At 58.9% G+C, this 17004-nt stretch carries 20 protein-coding genes; 12 read left to right on the top strand and 8 right to left on the bottom strand.

Annotated elements, in window-relative coordinates; genetic code table 11:
- Positions 1 to 3: 3 nt before the first annotated feature.
- From DVR09_RS16725 to DVR09_RS16740, 4 genes are all read right to left on the bottom strand, one after another.
- Positions 4 to 1695 carry a UvrD-helicase domain-containing protein gene (locus tag DVR09_RS16725; protein ID WP_162815079.1) on the bottom strand — a complete coding sequence of 564 codons (1692 nt, stop codon included), beginning with the start codon at positions 1693 to 1695 and terminating at the stop codon, positions 4 to 6.
- Entirely contained in the window at positions 1649 to 3871 is a 2223-nt protein-coding gene (locus tag DVR09_RS16730) for a S8 family peptidase (protein WP_162815080.1), read from the bottom strand. Before DVR09_RS16730 ends, DVR09_RS16725 begins: the two co-directional genes overlap by 47 nt.
- 137 nt (positions 3872 to 4008) lie before the next feature.
- Entirely contained in the window at positions 4009 to 4335 is a 327-nt protein-coding gene (locus DVR09_RS16735; RefSeq protein ID WP_115418411.1) for a hypothetical protein, read from the bottom strand.
- A 29-nt stretch (positions 4336 to 4364) separates the two neighbouring features.
- Positions 4365 to 4694, bottom strand: a complete 330-nt coding sequence (locus DVR09_RS16740) for a hypothetical protein (protein WP_115418412.1) — start codon at positions 4692 to 4694, stop codon at positions 4365 to 4367.
- A gap of 164 nt (positions 4695 to 4858) precedes the next feature.
- Between DVR09_RS16740 and DVR09_RS16745 the strand changes: the two genes are divergently transcribed.
- The gene (locus DVR09_RS16745; protein ID WP_115418413.1) at positions 4859 to 5872 is read left to right on the top strand and encodes a hypothetical protein; all 1014 of its coding nucleotides are present in this window, start codon (positions 4859 to 4861) and stop codon (positions 5870 to 5872) included.
- 78 nt (positions 5873 to 5950) lie between these two features.
- Here DVR09_RS16745 and DVR09_RS16750 read toward each other — a convergent pair whose 3' ends face one another.
- From DVR09_RS16750 to DVR09_RS16765, 4 genes are all read right to left on the bottom strand, one after another.
- A complete protein-coding gene (locus DVR09_RS16750) occupies positions 5951 to 6463 on the bottom strand; it encodes a hypothetical protein (RefSeq protein ID WP_115418414.1) in 513 nt (170 codons plus the stop codon).
- An 11-nt stretch (positions 6464 to 6474) separates the two neighbouring features.
- Positions 6475 to 6705, bottom strand: a complete 231-nt coding sequence (locus tag DVR09_RS16755; protein WP_115418415.1) for a hypothetical protein — start codon at positions 6703 to 6705, stop codon at positions 6475 to 6477.
- A gap of 163 nt (positions 6706 to 6868) precedes the next feature.
- Positions 6869 to 7672: a hypothetical protein gene (locus tag DVR09_RS16760; RefSeq protein WP_115418416.1), complete on the bottom strand. Its 804-nt coding sequence runs from the start codon at positions 7670 to 7672 to the stop codon at positions 6869 to 6871.
- A 1-nt stretch (position 7673) separates the two neighbouring features.
- A complete protein-coding gene (locus tag DVR09_RS16765) occupies positions 7674 to 9104 on the bottom strand; it encodes an ATP-binding protein (protein ID WP_162815081.1) in 1431 nt (476 codons plus the stop codon).
- Positions 9105 to 9322: 218 nt separating this feature from the next.
- Here DVR09_RS16765 and DVR09_RS16770 point away from each other — a divergent pair, with 218 nt between their 5' ends.
- The 11 genes from DVR09_RS16770 (at position 9323) to DVR09_RS16820 (ending at position 17003) form a co-directional block, all read left to right on the top strand.
- Positions 9323 to 9826, top strand: coding sequence for a hypothetical protein (locus DVR09_RS16770; protein ID WP_162815082.1), 504 nt, complete (start codon positions 9323 to 9325; stop codon positions 9824 to 9826).
- A gap of 26 nt (positions 9827 to 9852) precedes the next feature.
- The gene (locus tag DVR09_RS16775; RefSeq protein ID WP_115418419.1) at positions 9853 to 11700 is read left to right on the top strand and encodes a secretin GspD/PilQ domain-containing protein; all 1848 of its coding nucleotides are present in this window, start codon (positions 9853 to 9855) and stop codon (positions 11698 to 11700) included.
- Positions 11690 to 12715, top strand: coding sequence for a hypothetical protein (locus DVR09_RS16780; protein ID WP_115418420.1), 1026 nt, complete (start codon positions 11690 to 11692; stop codon positions 12713 to 12715). The genes DVR09_RS16775 and DVR09_RS16780 overlap by 11 nt, the downstream gene beginning before the upstream one ends.
- 51 nt (positions 12716 to 12766) lie before the next feature.
- On the top strand, positions 12767 to 13138 hold the full coding sequence (locus DVR09_RS16785; protein ID WP_115418421.1) for a hypothetical protein: 372 nt from the start codon (positions 12767 to 12769) through the stop codon (positions 13136 to 13138).
- A 265-nt stretch (positions 13139 to 13403) separates the two neighbouring features.
- Entirely contained in the window at positions 13404 to 13904 is a 501-nt protein-coding gene (locus DVR09_RS16790; RefSeq protein ID WP_115418422.1) for a hypothetical protein, read from the top strand.
- 89 nt (positions 13905 to 13993) lie between these two features.
- Entirely contained in the window at positions 13994 to 14491 is a 498-nt protein-coding gene (locus DVR09_RS16795; protein ID WP_115418423.1) for a hypothetical protein, read from the top strand.
- 24 nt (positions 14492 to 14515) lie between these two features.
- Positions 14516 to 15031: a hypothetical protein gene (locus DVR09_RS16800; protein WP_115418424.1), complete on the top strand. Its 516-nt coding sequence runs from the start codon at positions 14516 to 14518 to the stop codon at positions 15029 to 15031.
- 92 nt (positions 15032 to 15123) lie between these two features.
- On the top strand, positions 15124 to 15636 hold the full coding sequence (locus tag DVR09_RS16805) for a hypothetical protein (RefSeq protein WP_115418425.1): 513 nt from the start codon (positions 15124 to 15126) through the stop codon (positions 15634 to 15636).
- Between the two features lie 14 nt (positions 15637 to 15650).
- Entirely contained in the window at positions 15651 to 16202 is a 552-nt protein-coding gene (locus DVR09_RS16810; protein ID WP_115418426.1) for a hypothetical protein, read from the top strand.
- 93 nt (positions 16203 to 16295) lie between these two features.
- Positions 16296 to 16538, top strand: a complete 243-nt coding sequence (locus tag DVR09_RS16815) for a hypothetical protein (protein ID WP_162815084.1) — start codon at positions 16296 to 16298, stop codon at positions 16536 to 16538.
- A 6-nt stretch (positions 16539 to 16544) separates the two neighbouring features.
- A complete protein-coding gene (locus DVR09_RS16820; RefSeq protein ID WP_115418428.1) occupies positions 16545 to 17003 on the top strand; it encodes a hypothetical protein in 459 nt (152 codons plus the stop codon).
- Position 17004 lies beyond the last annotated feature (1 nt).

Raw genomic sequence — 17004 nt, forward strand, 5'->3', positions numbered from 1 at the left:
CCCTTAGAGGTCAACCACCACGCCTGCAGGAACTGCAATGTCCTCAAACAGCGGATCGGAAATCGATAGAGTTTCGATCGCACGCGTCAGGGTCACGTAAATTAGGTTCACCTCTTGTTGATACTCCCTCGCGGTGATTTTCTTTTTCGCGAGCATAGCCATCAGCTGGGTGGGCGAGACGAAGTCATCCATGACCACGACATGAGGCCATTCGCGGCCCTTGGCCTTGTGCGCCGTAGAGACGACAAGTCTGGCTTGGTCTTCATTCGGCGTATGAAGCTTGCGCATGCCAGCGAGGATCTCTGGAATGCTGTCCGTGTACTGCTCGATGATTTTGACCAGCCGCGTCAGTTCGGGCTCATCGTCGTATTCGGCAGCGTCCTTGCAATCTTCCCATGTGCGGAAACGCGAGACGAGCGGGTCGATCACGCGCGGCCGCCGGCGTTTGAAGAGCGCATAGCCTGCCTCGACCTGGTTGGTCATCTCCTCGATGCCGCCAACGACGTGGAATGGCACGGTGATGGAGCAGAGGCCCTCGAACAGGCGGAAGTTGGTCCGCGCGAGCACCGTGGTTCGACGTTCGAGCTTGCCGGTATATTCCTGGACGACGCTCTTCTTCTCTTCGTTGCCACGCAGAGGCCGCGTCGGCTTTTCGAGACTGCGCTTGAGCACCTCGTTTGCCACCTTCGCGACATCGGGGCCGAAGCGGAAGGACTTGGAGAGGGGAAGAACCTCGCCCGGCATGCGTGCCATCGCCTGCTCGGCGCCGCGGAAGGCATAGATGCTCTGCCAAGGGTCTCCGATGATCATGGCGGGCAACTCGGAGCGACGAACGATATCGATGAGGACAGGATTGAGGTCCTGTGCTTCGTCGACAAGGAGGTAGTCGAACTCCTTCGAGATCCTGCGATGGAGCGAGAAATACTTGAGGTACATGTCGTGGGTGATCGGAAGATCGCCGCGCTCGATATCCATGAAGGCGTCGATGACGGCGCTGAACATGGAGAGGACTGAACCTCGGGTCTGAATGGGGACGCCCATCACATGGCGCTCTTTGACCTGATGGTCTGCCGAGATGAGGAAGTTGTTCATCGTCTTGATGACAGCGCGATTGATCGCGTCGGGCTTCATGTTGCCGATGGGGCGCAGAAGGTGCTGACATGCGTCGATGTCGTTCGGGCGCAGCCGAGGAACGATCCGGTCGCGGAACCGGCTCATGTTCAAAACCTGATAGGCGTGGCTGTGTGCGGTCTGGGTCTGGACGTGCGGAGGGAATTTCCCCTTCGCTTCCGCAGCGATCGACGCATTGAATGCGAGATAGAGCGCACGGTGGTTCGGCCAGGCATGCGTGTATTCGACCGCAGTCGTGGTCTTGGTGCAGCCGGCAAAAGCCTGCCATTGCCGCGTTTCTGTCGGCGGCTGGCGGATAATAGCGAGCTGTTCATCGGTGAGCGGGTAACCGCCTACACCGATTTTTCCTGAATTTTCTTGGAGAGCGTGACCCATCCAAGGATTGTGAGGGAAAAGACCCTGAGGGTCAAAGGGTTTTGCTGTTAACATGCGAACAGGCGGCTGGCTCAGCCATTTGGCAAAAAAGAGGCCCCGCTGTTTCCAGCGGGGCTTCCTGCATTTGGCTTTGGCCTGTGCCTTAGAAGGAAGTGTTGAAACGCAGAGAAGCAGCTGCTGCGTGTTCACCAGCGTCGTTGCCTGCGTTGAGGGCGTAGCCTGCGTTCAAAGCAATCTGGCCGCGGAAAAGGCTGCGCTCATAGCCGAGCTCGAAGTCGAGTTCGCGGGCGCCAGCCGAGAGGTCGAGCTGGTTGTCCCGATGAACCAGAGCGTGTGTGTCGAGATCGTAGGCGTAAGCTGCAGTGTAGGTCACGTCAGCCCGGTCGACTTTGATCGGCGATGTGAGGCCCAGGAGAAGCGTGCCGCCAAGGGCGGGGCGCTCGGCCAAGATCTGAAAGCCTGTCGAGAGGACGGGACTGTTGAGGCTGAGCATGGAGCCTGAGGTGCTGATGTCGGTTGCCCCTGCCATTGCCTCTGCCTGGAGAGCAAAGCCCTCGACATTGCCAGACCAGCCGACCGAGACAAAGTCGGAGCGAGCGCCGTCGATGGCAAAGGCGCCGAAGCCGCGCATGCCGAGGGCGGAGCCGGTCTCGGTGCTTTGGGTGTAGCTGGCGTTTACGCCGCTAGGGAGCTCGAGCGACACCCGAAGGCTTTCGTTCTGTGCGTCCTCGTCATTGCGCGAGGCAACACCGACAGTAAGGCGATGCCCGGCATGTGCGATAGTGCCCACAGTTCCGTTCGTCGGGACGTTGGCGGAACGAAGCAGCGAGTTGCTCATCGAGCGGCTAGGCGCAATCGATGAGTTGGTCGATCCGAAAACGGCGGTGCGCATGCCGAGGCGGGCGCCGAAGCTTTGAGGAGCCTGCTGGTCATATTCGGTGAGGTTGGAAGCCGCGAAGCTGGCAGAGCCCAGAGTGGCTTCGTAAGGGGTGAGCGTGGGCCGCTGATCGGCCTGAACGAGGTTTCCAAGCGAGAGCGAGCTGGTATCGCCTGTACTGACGAGAGCACTGGCGTCGATCTGGTATTCGCGTCCCCAGCTGTCGAGTGCGAAGGTGGGCGCATCTTCGGTATTGAAAGCGCGGCCAGCCGACGAGCTGCCGAAAGGCGCGGACGGCGCAAGGCCGGTGTCTTTTACTGCCTTCATGTTCATCGAGCTGGCGCCCATTTGCGCGTTGTCGGCCTTGAAGGCCTCCTCGATATTGAGCAGGCCGACGCCGTAGAGCTGGTCGACACCGGGCTCACCCATGTCGGTTGCGGTGGTGAGGAGAATGTCGGCGATGGCTGCGCCGCCGAGCTGCGGCCAATACTGCTTCAGCAAGGCGGCCGCGCCGGCAATCGTGGGCGCGGCGAAGCTGTTTCCGCTCACACGGGTTGTGCCGCCATCCACGTCGATGACCACGATGCTTTGAGCTGCGACGGCGAGAGTGCGATGGGCGAGAGGCCCAGGCGAGCCGTTTCCGTCAATCGGTTCACGATGATTGTCGACGCGGATGCCGTAGAGAAACCAGTCGGCGTTCTCGAGATCGGTGCCGACGAGAGCCTCGGTCAGCGAACCTGCGAATTCATCGCCGGAATAGTTCGAGACAGACTGTACGAAGAGGAGGTCGTTTTCGACCACGGCATCCATGGCCTCGTTGAATTGCTCGGCGCTTCTTCCGCTGGTTGTGCCGTTGGCGCTCAGGTTGATCACGAATGCACCGTGGTCGACTGCATAGTGAATGGCAGAAGGAACCATGTTTCCGTTCAGGCCCGCCTCGAGCGGATCTTGTCCGTCTTCAAGGTTGGAGAGGTCGGCACCGGCGACCTTGATGGCGAGGATGGTGGAATCGTACGCAACTCCGTGCACGGAGTTGTTGTTCGCTGCGCCGGCCGCAACCGATGCGACCCATGTGCCGTGGCCCTGGATGTCATCGAGCTCGTACTCGACCTGTTCGACATCGCAGGTAGCGCAGCGTGCGTAGGTGACAGGAATGGAGACGCTGTCTTCCGAGATGCGGCCTTCGAACTCTGGATTGTCGATGTCGATCCCGGTGTCGATGATCGCGATCGTCACGCCTTCGCCGGTATATCCTTGCTCATAGGCGTAATGCGCCTTGGCATAGTTCACAGGAAGCGAATTGGTATATTCGGCTGAGGGTTCGCTGGAGGTCGGGGTAGGCGTTGGTGTCGGCGTAGGCGACGGGCTGGGGACCGGATTGGGAGTTGAGGTAACCGGCCCAGAGCTTCCTCCGCCTCCACAGGCAGAGAGAGCAAGCGCGAGACCAAGGCCCATGCTGGACAAAGCGGCGAAACGTGTGCGTGTCATGTGAACCTTTTCATCTGACTGAAATCTCGAAACTTGGCCCCAAACATTCATGTCGGGAGGCAAGAAAAAGGCCCGGCGAGCGCGAAGAATTCGCTGTTCACCGAGCCGGTAATTTGAACTTGAAGTGGTCTGGAGCGTCAGCACCCAGCCGCCTTGCCAGCCTTTAGGCGGGCAGTGATCTCGCGGATCGTGGATGCGTCGATCTCTTTCGGCTGGGACGAGGCGTTGTTACGCTCGATCTCGCAGGCGAATTCCTTCTGGAATGCATCGCGATGCTCGGGAGGGATGTCGCCCATGGCTTTCTCGACGCTGTCCTGAAACGCCTTGAGCTTTTGCTCTTCCGGCGTGGCAGCGGGAGCAGTGGTTTCCGTCGAGCCGCCGGCGGTTTCATCAGCTTCGCTTTCGGAACTGCAAGCGACGAGCGATAGCGAAGCGGCTGCAGCAAGGAGTAGATGGCGGTGCATGTTTCAATCTCCAGTGAGTGTGGAATTGACTAGCGGCAGCTGTTTCCGGCCGTCGGGTTGTCCTTGAGATACTGGGTGAGCGCGCGGATGTACTGGGCATCCACGGGATATGGGTTTGGCCGCTGGTTGTTCTTGCGGACTTCGCAGGCGAAAAGGATCTGGAACCTGGCCTGCATATCGGAGGGAACTTCCTCCATCGCTGCCTGAATGCTGTTGTGGAACGCTTCAGGATCAGCTTCGCGCTGGGACATTGGTGTTTCGAGCGCGGCAGGCTCTTCGCTGGCTTCAGGTTCGGCGCTCTGAGTGCATGCGCCGAGAACGAAGACCGCAGAGGCCGCACAAAGCAGCTTACGCAGCATAAGTTTTCTCCGGTTGGTAACCCGGATATTCGTGGGGAATAGCAGGGGTGGTCAAGATGTTTTGCCTTAAATGGATAATGAAAGATGGAACTACTCAGGGAATTATAGCTTGGCTGAGGCCTACTATGGCTGTAGGTTGAGGATAAATTTACGGGAGCACCAAATTGTCTGAGAAAAATTGGCGCCGCGGCCGCATCGTTGGCCCGGAAGACACCCTCGATCTGAAATCCTGCGCACTGGTTGCGGAGGTTCACAGCCGCGCGGTGCGTGCAGATGATGGCGGCCATGTTGCAAGCTACATCCTCGTCGACGGCCTTGAAGAAGCCTTCGCGGAAGATGCGATGAACTTCTTCAGCAGCCAGGTGACGCTGCTCGTCGACTCGTCGCGGCTGGTCGAACACTGCAAGGCGGAATTTCCCGCGCTGGTCACGATCCGGATGACGGATCAGTACGAGGGCTATGTCGCCCAGTGCTTCCAGTTCGACTTCCTCCAGACGATTCCGGGGGACGATGTCATCTCTCAGGACGGCTGGGACGCTTTCTGCGTGAGGCAAGCGATGCTTCGTGGGGAAGATGTCGAAGACGCCGACGATCTTCCCGAGTTCGACGAACGGTCACTGCGACGGAAGGTCTATGCGAACCGCGCACAGGTGAAGGAAGACCGGTCGCCGTGGCTCGTGGACGAATACAATCAGCTTCGCGAACTGACCGATGGCAAGCCTGAAGGTAGCGAAGCACTCATCGAGTTGGCCGATGACATGGAAGCAGCGCTGAACGGGCAGGTGCTTGTTGGAGACAGCTTCTCGGTGGTCATTCCGACGCGCATCGAGCGCGCGGTGCAGGACGGCGCGATGCGCCACTATATCCCACAGACCGGGCGGGAGATCGTCGTGGCGCACGGCCTTGACGCTGTTCAGGCGGGGAAGGTTCTCCGGCTGGTAGAGCAGGACAAGTCACGGTTTGTCGATGCAAGCCAGCTCATGGCAGGAAGCAATTCGAAAGAAACGCTGCACCCTGCTTTTATCGTCCCGGACAGTGGGCTGAACTGGATTTCGACGGACTTCAACGGCCGGCGGAGCGCCGAAGGCTACAAGCACCTCCAGGCTGAGCTGAATACGTCGATGGAAGCGAAGGATGGTGAGGTCGTTCCGATGGTGGCGAATTCGGCCCAGCGATAAGCAACGAGCCGAACGGCACAAAAAAAGGCCCGCTGCGTGTTGCGCAGCGGGCCTTTTGTTTGGTTTGGGCGGTCGTCGTCAGCTGACGATGGCGTCCCAGATGCCGCCAAGGGCTGCGCCTGCAAGCCCGATGGCTTCTCCGGCGACCTCAGCCGCGACCTCGGTCGAGGATTCGCCGTTCTGCTTGGCTTCGTACATCTGGAAGCCGGTGTAGATCAGCGTCGGCATGATGATGGCCATCACGATGAGCTTCACGATCGTCATCCCGATGCCGACGATGCCATTGGCGATGCCGGAGAAGACGCTGCCGATGAGGCGGATCGGGAAGGCGAAGAAGTTTCCAAGGGTGCGGCCGAAGGAAATTCCGAGCTCTTCACGCCAAGGGCGGTAGTACTGGCCGTTGTTGTTCACGGTCACCGCAGGGGCTTGGCCCTGATTGTGATAGCCCTGGCCGGCCCAGTCCTGCTCGAATTCGGTCGGATTCGTTTCGCGAAGGTCGCGCGAGCCGCTGATGGCGATGCTGCGCGCCTGGTCATGCGAGGGGGCGATGTCGGGATTCGACGAGCCCTTGAGAATGCGTGCGAGTTCCATGGCGGGGTTCCTTACTTCTTGATCTCGAAACGAAGAGCTTCCTCGTTTCGCGCGATGTCGATCCGGTTCGTTACTTCCGGAAACTGCACCTGCATGCTTTCGCAGGCGTTGATGGCTTTGACGGCCTTCTTCAGAAGGCGGTTGTGGTTCGGCTTCCCTGCGGCGGCGTTGGCCTTGGCGATGTTCGCCTGTGCACGCCAGATGAGGTACAGGTACTGAAGGGGGACGAGGATCCAAGACATCTAATTTCAACTTCTAAAAAAATTTGCCCCTCACACATAAACATTTATCGGTTTTCCGCCAGCACGCGCCACAAGGCAGCAAGCGCTTATGCGCGCCGCAGGTGGGGTCCTTTGCTGCGTCTTACTTTCAGACGGAAATGGAAGCTGTCCTCTGGACCAGCGACTAGAACTGCATCCCGTCGATATCGTCCATGACGAAAGCATCGATGTCGTTTTCATCGTGCTCGGGATCTGCCTGCTTCTTCACACCGAAAGCTGACCGGTGCTCCGTCGCGTCATCTTCGGCCTCATCCTGATCGCCGCCAGTATCGCCGCCGAAGGGGTTTGCCGATCGAGGAGCGGCAGGAGGCGTCGACGCCGTAGGATTGTCGATGAGGTCTTTGGTATGAGGCTCTTCTTCAGGGGTGGGCGGAGGTTCGGGCCCACCCTGCTTCTCAGCAATCAACTCCCACATGTCGTGGTACGCTATGCGTGATGCCTGGTTCATAGAAACACAGGAACGCTCTTCAGCTACATCCCTGGCACCTTCGAAGCGAATGGAGGCCAGCCGGTAGAGCCCATCCTTCTCCTGAGGATGAATGACGAAGACGGGCCCGCCCTTATGGAAGACAAGGGTGAGCGCGGTGGAGCCCAGCGCTGCCATCGTGTTGAGCATCGCCGCCGGAAGGTGACCGGCGCACTGATTGCGGAATGCTTTTACGAGAACGATCTCGCGAGGCAGTCGCAGCTCAGCCCCGAAATCCTCAACGGAAACGGGGTTCTTTATGATGGCTGCCATGTTGTCGTATCTGCCGGCTTGGAAATTGCCGGAGGATTTCAGAAGTCCGAGAGATTCATGCACTGTATTGAGCTCTTCGCTCAGGCCCATCGCCGATCGGTTGGCAATAACGAATGCCTCGACGTGCGAAGCGTCGAGTTTGACGATGAGGTCTGGAGTTCCGTCGGAAGAAAGCTCGTATTTGCGCATTTTAGCTCAAGACTACATCATTGAAGGCATTGGCGAGACCATTCCCAGCACCGCTTCTTACCTGCACCATTGCGGAATAACGGGGCTTGATGAATTTCAGCTTCCCGGTCTTCAGGCCGAGCTTACGCTCAGCTTTCGAGTGATGCATGTCATGGAGGCCGAGGATCATGGTCATAGCTGAGTTGGCGATGAGATCTTCGGGGAAGTGGTCGAAGTTCTGGCTGACCAAGATGAGGCCCACACCGAATTTACGGACCTCGCGCGCCATGCGGTTGATGATGTGCTCGCCGTCGGTGGACATGAATTTGTGAGCCTCATCGATCACGATGAAGGTGTCTGGCGCATCCTTCTGGCCGCGAGATTTCGCCTCGACGAAAAGGCGCTCAAGCAGGACCTCGGCGAACATCGACTGCTCGTCTTCGGAAAGTGCTTTGATGTCGTAGACGCGAAGCGGATCGCTCTGGCTGAAATCAGGGGGCTGGTCCTTGAAGATGCCAGCGGCATCCAGGCCCTTGATGCGCTCATGCACTGCCTTGAGAACCTCGACACTGTCGTACTTGATGTATTCCTCGAGCTCTCGACCGGATTTGATGGACTGCAGGAAAGCGTCGTAGGTGTCGGAGGCCTTGGTGATCGCGGAATCGAGTTTGCTGCTGTCGGTGTTGGTGCCTTTCACCGACTCCTTGTTGATTTTCTTTGCGAGCTTTTCGATTTCGCCGAGGATATGATTGACCTCAACGCCGTCTGCATTCTTGGCGAGCTGCTGGACCTCTGTGAGAGCCCTCTTGGCGAGATCGGAATCCGCACCCTCTTGCCGTGCAAGACGGTTCACCATGTGCAGAGCACGGTAGGCGTCAGCCCCGCCGCCGGTGACGAGAACATTCAGGCGCCATGCGCACATAGCTGCCAAATCGGATATGCCGGGATGGCGCTTCGTCTTTGCAGTGCGGCCACGAGCCTTTGGGTTGCTACGAGGATCCCAGGTGCGCGGGTCTTTGGGGTCATAGCCATTGGCCGTGTAAAGGTCGGAGAGCAGGGCGCGCAGAGTTGCCTCTTGGCGGACGCCGAGCTTGGTCGTGGTCCGGTTGATCATGGCAATGATGGAGTTGATGCGCCGCCGAACGCCGCCGAACTCTGGATCAGTGACCACCTCGAGAGGGTTGAGCCCATACTCGGTGGTTTCCGAGAATATGACGCGATTATTCGCTTGGGGCGCAATGTCCCCATGAACATCGAGAATGTGGATGTTCACGTTCCGGTTGGCCTCGATCAGGCTCCGAATGAGATAGCGCAGGCGGTAGGTCTTACCGACACCCGAGGACCCGACGATCATAGCGTGCCCTGAAATAGCGCGCGACGGATCCCAGACAATCATTGGATTGTCCTGCGGGTTCTTGCTGGGGAATTTTGCCCGACCGATATCTACCATCATGTTCATCCGGCCAGAATAGGAAGAACTGGCATCTGCGTCGACAGGTTTTTGCGTGTTCGCGTGATAACATCCAGAATCATCCAGAAGATTCCTTAACGGATGAGGGAAATCCGCAAATTATCGCTTGCTTGTCCTGAAAAATCCCCCCATCAGGAGGTGTCAAAGTTCCACACTCGGGGGTTTACGAGATGTATATTGGTTCGCCCAAGGCCGTCGTTATGGCCGGCGCAGCTCTTGTCATGGCAGCGGCACAGCCGCTCGCCGCGCAGTCCAATCCGTTCCTGCCAGCGGCAGGCGCGTCGAAGGCTGAGGTCGAGAGGATCGTTGAGGCCAAGGTGAAAGCCATGGCTGCCGAGGGCGCTATCGGCTCTGCAGCTCCAGCTGGCGCTGCGCCGCCTGTTGCAGGCGCTCCGGGCGTTGCTGGGGTGCCGTGCCCTCCGGGGGTTCCGGGCGCAGGGGCGACTCCGGGCCCTGGGGCTCCGGTGAACGAGATGTCTGGAGCTTGCGTCCCGGGCGGCATGATGCCTCCGGGCGCATTTGGCGCAGAAGGGGTTCAGATGCCTCTGGGCGCCGTGGAAGGAAAGTTGGCGGAAGGCGCGCGGTTTATCGGCTGCATCAACGGCGTCCCGAAGTTCGCTCTCAAGAACGGGACGCGACTGACCTTCACTAAGGCGGAAGTTTCGAAGGGCGTGGAGGCTGGTGTCATTCCGGCCTGCCGCTGACTCGATCTGAAAAACAGGGGGTATAGATGACCTTTTTTCGTGGGCGCACCAAGCAGGCGCTTCTTCTCACGGCCGCGGCTCTTACCGTGGCAGGATGTTCGGCTCGCGGCGGAGTTCCGCATGTCGACCGCATGACGCCGATGGAGGCTTCGACAATCGAGCGTTCGGTTGGTCGCGGTCTGGACAACTCTCGTCCGGCGGTGCGTCGCGTTAAGCTATCTGGCGATTTCTTTGCTCTCAAGCCGATGGGCGGCGACATGCCGAAGGCCATCAGCGATGCGCGCGTGCGGATCGATTTCGGCGGGCAGACGCCCACGTTCGACGATCTCACGATGCTTCTCGAAGATCGCGGCCTTTCGGTCGTACTTGGCTGGGACGACGGAAGCCTGGGGGCAGGTTCGGGTGCATCGGCATCGTCTGTCGAAGTCAGCAATACGAGCAACGAGGGCGGCGCGAATGGCGGCGCAGAAACGAATAGCTCGCAGAGTGTTCGAGTCGGCAGCTCCGCGTACAATATCCGCTCGCGTTCGCTTCCCTTTCGCCGTTTCGAAGGAACGCTTGGCGGTTTGTTCCGCCAGCTGGAGCGTTCGATGGGCGTTACGATCTGGTGGAACGAGGGTATCTACGTTTCGCCGGTCGGCCGCTATTCGGTGATGCTCCCGCAGAACCGCGAGCTGATGCAGCAGGTGGTTACCGAGCTGGAAGCGAAGGGCGCGACGAATGTCGTCGCTTCGATCCAGGCCGGCACAGTGTCGTTCGTGGCTCCGGGCGCGCTGGCCGAGCAGGTTATCCGCCCGTATTTGCTTCGCCTCGGTCGCAATGCGGCTGAAGTGACGATGCAGGTCGCACTCGTTTCGGTAACGATGAACGAGGATACCTCGCGTGGCTTCGACTGGTCGCAGTTCAACCTGACGTTCGGTGATCCGTACAGCACGACCGGCAGTAGCGGGTCGGACGGCGGCCTGACTGAAGGTGGTGGCGCAGGGGAATTTCTGGCTGGCGATGGGAATGGCAATGGGTCGGTTGGCGGTGGACTGCCTACCGATGGACTGTTCTCGTTCGGCAATGATGCGCTTCGTTATTTCAATCCCGGCGTCAAACTGTTCGGCGATCGTCGTCCTCTCGACATCGTGGGCGCCATCAAATTCCTCTCGACGTATGGTGAGACTGCGGTCGACCAGAACGTCGAACTTCGCACTCTGGCCGGCACGGCTGTCAATTGGCGGTCGGGCGAGACCATCCCGTATGTCTCGGGGGTTTCGGCAACGACCGGCTTCAATGGCGGCGGCAGCGGCGGGGGCGGTTTCGGCGGTGGCGCCGTTGGTGCTGCGCAGACCGAAACACTGGAGACGGGCCTGACGCTCGATCTGGCGCCCAATTATGAGGCGAATGGGGGCCTCGTGACTGTGGCTTTCGAGCTCGAGCTTACCGAACTCGTCGAAATGGTCGAACTCAACGCAGGTAACCAGCTCGGCACGTTCACGCAGCCGCGGACGCGCGAGCAGAAGCTCGACGACATCGTCCGTATTCCGGTCGGTGAGACTGTCGTGCTCGGCGGCCTTCGCCGGCAGGTGGCGTCGACCAATCGCAATGGGCCTCTTTCGCTCTACAGCATCGGCTCGAAGAACAAGCGCAGTGAAACGCAGACGGTGTTCATTATCATGCGCCCGTCGGTGACGGTTTATGAGGTCGAAGGCCTCACGCACAGCCTTCCCAGTCGGATCGGCGATATCACGGTGAACGCCGATGGCTCCGCGTGGGAGCCGCAGGCTGGCGATTACCGCGGGACGAATATGTTCGGCGCGAGCACGGACACTCCCGGCCCCGAACGCCGCCGCTCGATGGCCCAGCCGGAGAAGTCGAATGATGACTGATGCAAGCGCCGGTTCGGTGTCGTTCGCGTCGGATGATGATGAAGGCATCGAAGATGTAGATGCGGGGGCAGAGTCGGCGGAACTGGTCGACGAAGTCCCCTCCGACGATGTGAAGCCGAAGCGTAAATTTGGCAGCAAGGCGAAGGACAAGAAGCCGAAGAAAGCCAAGAAGCCGAAGGTCAAGGAAGTCTCTGCGGAGGAGATGCCTCTCCCTACGCAGGTGAATATCGACTTCCTGCGCGGCATCACGAAGGTGAGCGAAGCCGAGCTGCTTGGGCGCGCTTTCATCGAGAAGAACTTCGACGCGCCGAACGCCTCGTTCGTTTACGTCCAGAAGTGGCGCGACGGCTGTGTGATCGAAATGCAGGAAGGCGGGGGGTATGCCTACCTTCCAGAACTTCTGGCGAAGTTGGACGAAAATCCGGATGCAGTTGTCGCACTCCCGATGTCTGGCCGAATGCTTCAGGTCAAAATCGACAGCGAGACGGGCACGCTCGAGGCTGTCCTTCTCGCGACGTCGCAGGAACCTCCTGCGAATGCGTTTATCGCACTGCCGACGGCGAAGATGTCGGCTTTCGACAGGCGTGGCTCGAAGGTGTTTGCCGCTGGCGTGGGATTGCTTGGTGCAAGCACGATCGCGTTGGCGTTCTCAGTCGCCGGCCTATTCATCGATACGGAAGCGTGGGCGTTGCCTTACGTCCAGCAGACTGCCGTAGAGGACCTTCCGAGCGCGCAAGCGGATAGCTTGGTCCAAGCGCTCAGCGGTGCGGACTGCATCGCGAAGATGGAATACGCGCAGGGCAGTTGGAAGATCGTTCGTGGCTGGGACAATGGGGTCGGGATGTGCTCGTCGAGCTCACAGCCTGCGCCGAGTGGCGAGGCCGCGGTAGGTGGGGTCGATCCGTTAGAGGGTGGGCCGCCGCTGCCGGGCTCGATGCCGCTCCCAGGAGCAATTCCTGTTCCGGGTCCAGGGGTTGCCCCGATGCCCGCGCCGCCCACTCCGGGCGGCATGTAATCTAGCGATCGATCAGCTTGGTCTTCCAAGCTGGATGCGAAAGGAAATCTTATGTTGGATCCAGTCCAGCGCCGCCGTTACGGGGTGACAGCTCTTGCATTGAGCGCCGTATTCATTGGCCTCTCGGTCGCAGGCGGAGCAGCTACGGCGATGCGGCGAGATGCTGTCGTCGAGGAAATCAGCGCTTCGGAGGCGAAGTGCCAGCAGAGCATCACTGCTCTTGGTGCTTCCAGCGTCCAGATCAACGGCGATAGCCTTACGGCTGAATGGGTCGGCGTTGATGGAGGTTATAGCGCCATGGGCACCGCGTCTGCGGCAGCCATGTCTTGCCCTGGCTGGAAAATGAAGGCCTTTTGCATGGGGCAGGAGTGCACCAATGCTGGGGTCACTCTGCAGATGAGCAGGGCAATCGAGGAAGATTAAGGTCGGAAAGTCTGGAATCAATCAGGAAAAATACGCATTTTTGCAAAAATATCCTGATCAGGTGTTGCGTTCTTCCTAAAACAGGGAATATTTGGAACATCCTCGGAGTGACACTCTCACTTCTCTTTGGATGCGGTGACGGGCTTCGGGACGCCCATATCCGGTCTAGTCAGTCTTATCGGTCGAAGGTCGAGGGGGCAGGCGCGCGAGTTCGTCCCGTTCATCTATGAGCCCTGCATAGCGGGGGGCAAAACAAGAGGTAGTTATGTCGCAAGTTCTTATCGGTATTATCGGTGTTATCCTGTTCATCGGCCTGGCGCTCGCCGGCGCGATGTTCCTCGGTCCGCGTTTCCAGGAATCGGCCAACAACAGCCGCGCTTCGGCTTCGCTGCAGGCAGTCGCTCAGATATCTCAGGCGGCAAATATGTATCAGCTGCAGGAAGGTTTCGCGGCGGCGAACACCGGGGCGCTGACCAGCGGTGGCTATCTGAAGGCGGTGCCGGTCAATCCCGTCAGCAACGCGAACGAACCGATTCTGGTCAATTACCTCGGCGGCACGCCTGCGGTGATGGATCATGTGGAGATGGTTATCGGCGGCAATGGCGATGCCGGCACGGGGCAGATCTGCACGGCGATCAACAAGCAGGCAACCGGTGGCGCAGGCACTCCGCCGACTGCACAGCCGACGGGCGCGACCACGGACGGCGTGTCGGGCTGCTATAACGACACGACCAACAATCAGTACAAGGTCTGGGCGCGCATCTAAGCGTTCGGCCTGAAGCTGAAAAAATCGGGGAGGGTAGGATGTCCTGCTCTCCCCTTTTTTATGGAAAGTAGAAACTAAAGGGGGGCATAATGTCTCAAGTTCTTATTGGCATCATCGGTGTCATTCTCTTTATTGGCCTGGCGCTCGCCGGCGCGATGTTCCTTGGGCCGCGATTTCAGGAATCGGCTGCAAACAGTCGTGCGTCGGCCGCTATCCAGGCGGTCACTCAGGTTGCACAGGCGACGAATCTTTACATGCTGGATGAGGGGCGTCCGCCCCCGCCGACGAACGCGCAGGTTTTGGTCGATGCAGGGTATCTCAAAGCGGTCCCGGTGAACCCGATTACCTCGTCTAGTCCGCCTCAGCTCTGGGAAATGGCGGGCGGGCCCAATCATGTCGATATGATTGTCATGCATGGAGGCTCCCTTGCGGATGATGGCGCCAAGGCTGTTTGTGATGCCATCAACAAGCAAAGCACTGGGTATGAGGGGCCAACGCCTACGGCGGACCCTACAATGACCAGCGACGGCGTCAGTGGCTGCTGGAGGGCTTCGTTCGGCGCCTACTATGTGTGGGCGAAAATTTAGATAGCAGGAATTGGAGTTTTTTAAGTGTCTCAGGTTCTTATTGGCATCATCGGTGTCATTCTTTTTATCGGCCTGGCTCTCGCTGGCGCCATGTTCCTCGGCCCGCAGTTCCAGAAGACCTCGAGCACCAGCCGGGCGTCGGCGCATTTACAAGCCGCGGCCCAAATCGCTCATGCGGCCGATCTTTATCGGGCGCAGGAAGGCGTCTTCGCAACCAACCCGAGCAATCTGATTGCCCGCGGGTATTTGAAGAACGTGCCGGTTAATCCGACTGCGCCGGTGTATCATCCGACGATGATGGACCGGTTCAATGCAGTAGGCGTGGAAACCACGCCTACTGATGGTCAGCCAGAGTTTGTCTACTTTCGGGTGGGCAACAACAAGAACGATCGGGGCAATCAGGAGGTCTGCAAAGAGATCAACGTACAGAGCGGAGCGCCGGCGACTATCCCGATGACCGCGCCAGGGCTTACTACGCCCAACGGGGTGAGCGGCTGTTTCGATAACGGCTCATCCCTTCAGGCATGGACGAGGCTCTGAAAAAAATCTGGAAAGTCGGCGGCTTCGGGAAACCCTTATTGACCTGAGCCGCCGCTTCTTTGAGAATTCCTGACTAGCGCAAAGAGGTAGGTATGTCGCAAATTCTGCTCGGCATCATTGGCGTAACGATCTTCATCATCTCCGCGATCGCGGGGGTGAGTTACCTCGGCCCTACCTTCATGCAATCGACGACTGATAGCGAGGCCGGAGTAGGCCTCCAAGGGCTGTCCCAGATCTCGATGGCGATCCATTTGAGGGAGATGGAAACTCAGTCCGCAACAGAGGTGGGTTTCAACCTGGACGGTTTAGCGCCGGATTACCTTCCGGAAATTCCGGAAAACCCATTCTCCGCGATTGATCCCATTCTCGTGACCGGCGTGGGCACTTTGGCTCAGCGACCTGGTGAATTCGTTCTAATGCCTGTCGAGACGGCAAACGCGCAACAGATATGCAACTCGATCAGCCGACAGGGCGGCGGCTCTGATGTTGCTCCGAACATCTTCATTTCCGAGATCGTGGAGCCTCTTGGCTGCTTTCGCAGCAAGAAGGAATATGCCGGCGGTGCCGTGAACATCGGAGACTTCGTAGCCTATGTAAGGATCTGATTGAGGAGCCTGAGTTGTCGAGTGTTCTGGTTGGTATAATTGCGGTAATCCTCTTCATCGGCTTGGCGATCGTTTCCTCGCTGTATTTGGGCGGACAGTTCAACACCGCGAGTGCGAAGAGCCAAGCGCTCGAGATGACCAATAAGGCATCGCAGTTGAACCAGGCTACGGCGCTTTACTGGACGGAGCAGGGGCGTCCCGTGGTTGCGAGATCATCGGTGAGAAGCCTGCTCGAGAAGGGATACCTCAAGAAGGTCCCCGTTAATCCGTACATCGACCGTGGAGGGGCGCCTTTCAGGATGCTTTTCTCCGGGGATGTCTACAGCGCGAATTATTACGCTGACGTGATCATCGTGGATATGGGGCAAGACGAGGATGCAAAAGAGGTCTGTTCGGCGATCAACAGACAGGCTTCTCATTCTGGGACCATTCCGGAGATTGACGTGTCCGAGGGCGCACGCGTTTCCGCGATGACGGAAGCCCCTACGGGGTGCTTCCAGATGCATGACGTGGGCATCTATGGTGAAGCTGGGCCGCATAGCTACATCATGTATTCCCGCCTCTGATCCAGAAACTTCCTCAAAGCGCCTATTTGCCTTGCCGAATTGCCCCTGCTGGTTTATCCAGAAACTTCCTGATCCAATTAGGGGGCAATCAAAGTGGCTACTCGAAATGCTCCTGCACCGAAGAGCGTGCAGGATAAAGTAACGATGGTGAGCAAGGGCGCGCGGATCACCGACGCGATCCTCGCAGTGGTTTTTCTCGGCCTGGCAGTTTTCTGGGGCGGGTGGTTCTGGTGGGCGTCTTCGGCGTTCTGCGCCGCAACCGCGATCATCGGTCCGATCGACCATATGTACGCGTGGGTTCGCGACCGCTTCCTTCAGGTGAAGCAGGGAAAGTAATCCGCGATGTCGAACGTCCTTCTCGGGATCATGGGAACCATCCTCTTCATCGGCCTCGCCTTGGCGGGGGTCGTATTCATTGGGCCGGAGTTCATGGATACGAAGATCGATGCCGAGGCTAGCGGGTATCTCAACCAGCGAAGCCAGATCGCTTATGCGATTGAAAGCTATGCTTCCGAGAATGGGAAGCTCCCGCTCGAGGCAGGGAAAGAGCCTATCGACCTCTTGGTCGAGAAGAAATTCCTAACCCGAGCTCCCGCCGGCGGTAGTTCGCAGTGGTCGCTCAATTCGGCGGACAACTCTCTCATCACTCCGGTGGCAGGCCCGAAGGCTCATGCCACGAAGATTTGCGTCGCAGCTCGGGCGAAGGCGAAAATGGCTCAGCCGGAGAACATCTACAAATGCGATGGGTCGGACGCGCCTGGCGGCCGACTTTCAGCAAAGGATCCGTGCTGCCTCATGTAGG

This window comes from Erythrobacter aureus (assembly GCF_003355455.1).
Lineage (GTDB): Bacteria > Pseudomonadota > Alphaproteobacteria > Sphingomonadales > Sphingomonadaceae > Qipengyuania > Qipengyuania aurea.

Bases quoted from the DNA above. Each gene is read 5' to 3' on its own strand.
- DVR09_RS16730 (WP_162815080.1), bottom strand. From the start codon at position 3,871: ATGACACGCACACGTTTCGCCGCTTTGTCCAGCATGGGCCTTGGTCTC.
- DVR09_RS16735 (WP_115418411.1), bottom strand. From the start codon at position 4,335: ATGCACCGCCATCTACTCCTTGCTGCAGCCGCTTCGCTATCGCTCGTC.
- DVR09_RS16740 (WP_115418412.1), bottom strand. From the start codon at position 4,694: ATGCTGCGTAAGCTGCTTTGTGCGGCCTCTGCGGTCTTCGTTCTCGGC.
- DVR09_RS16750 (WP_115418414.1), bottom strand. From the start codon at position 6,463: ATGGAACTCGCACGCATTCTCAAGGGCTCGTCGAATCCCGACATCGCC.
- DVR09_RS16755 (WP_115418415.1), bottom strand. From the start codon at position 6,705: ATGTCTTGGATCCTCGTCCCCCTTCAGTACCTGTACCTCATCTGGCGT.
- DVR09_RS16760 (WP_115418416.1), bottom strand. From the start codon at position 7,672: ATGCGCAAATACGAGCTTTCTTCCGACGGAACTCCAGACCTCATCGTC.
- DVR09_RS16765 (WP_162815081.1), bottom strand. From the start codon at position 9,104: ATGATGGTAGATATCGGTCGGGCAAAATTCCCCAGCAAGAACCCGCAG.
- DVR09_RS16770 (WP_162815082.1), top strand. From the start codon at position 9,323: ATGGCCGGCGCAGCTCTTGTCATGGCAGCGGCACAGCCGCTCGCCGCG.
- DVR09_RS16775 (WP_115418419.1), top strand. From the start codon at position 9,853: ATGACCTTTTTTCGTGGGCGCACCAAGCAGGCGCTTCTTCTCACGGCC.
- DVR09_RS16780 (WP_115418420.1), top strand. From the start codon at position 11,690: ATGATGACTGATGCAAGCGCCGGTTCGGTGTCGTTCGCGTCGGATGAT.
- DVR09_RS16785 (WP_115418421.1), top strand. From the start codon at position 12,767: ATGTTGGATCCAGTCCAGCGCCGCCGTTACGGGGTGACAGCTCTTGCA.
- DVR09_RS16790 (WP_115418422.1), top strand. From the start codon at position 13,404: ATGTCGCAAGTTCTTATCGGTATTATCGGTGTTATCCTGTTCATCGGC.
- DVR09_RS16795 (WP_115418423.1), top strand. From the start codon at position 13,994: ATGTCTCAAGTTCTTATTGGCATCATCGGTGTCATTCTCTTTATTGGC.
- DVR09_RS16805 (WP_115418425.1), top strand. From the start codon at position 15,124: ATGTCGCAAATTCTGCTCGGCATCATTGGCGTAACGATCTTCATCATC.
- DVR09_RS16820 (WP_115418428.1), top strand. From the start codon at position 16,545: ATGTCGAACGTCCTTCTCGGGATCATGGGAACCATCCTCTTCATCGGC.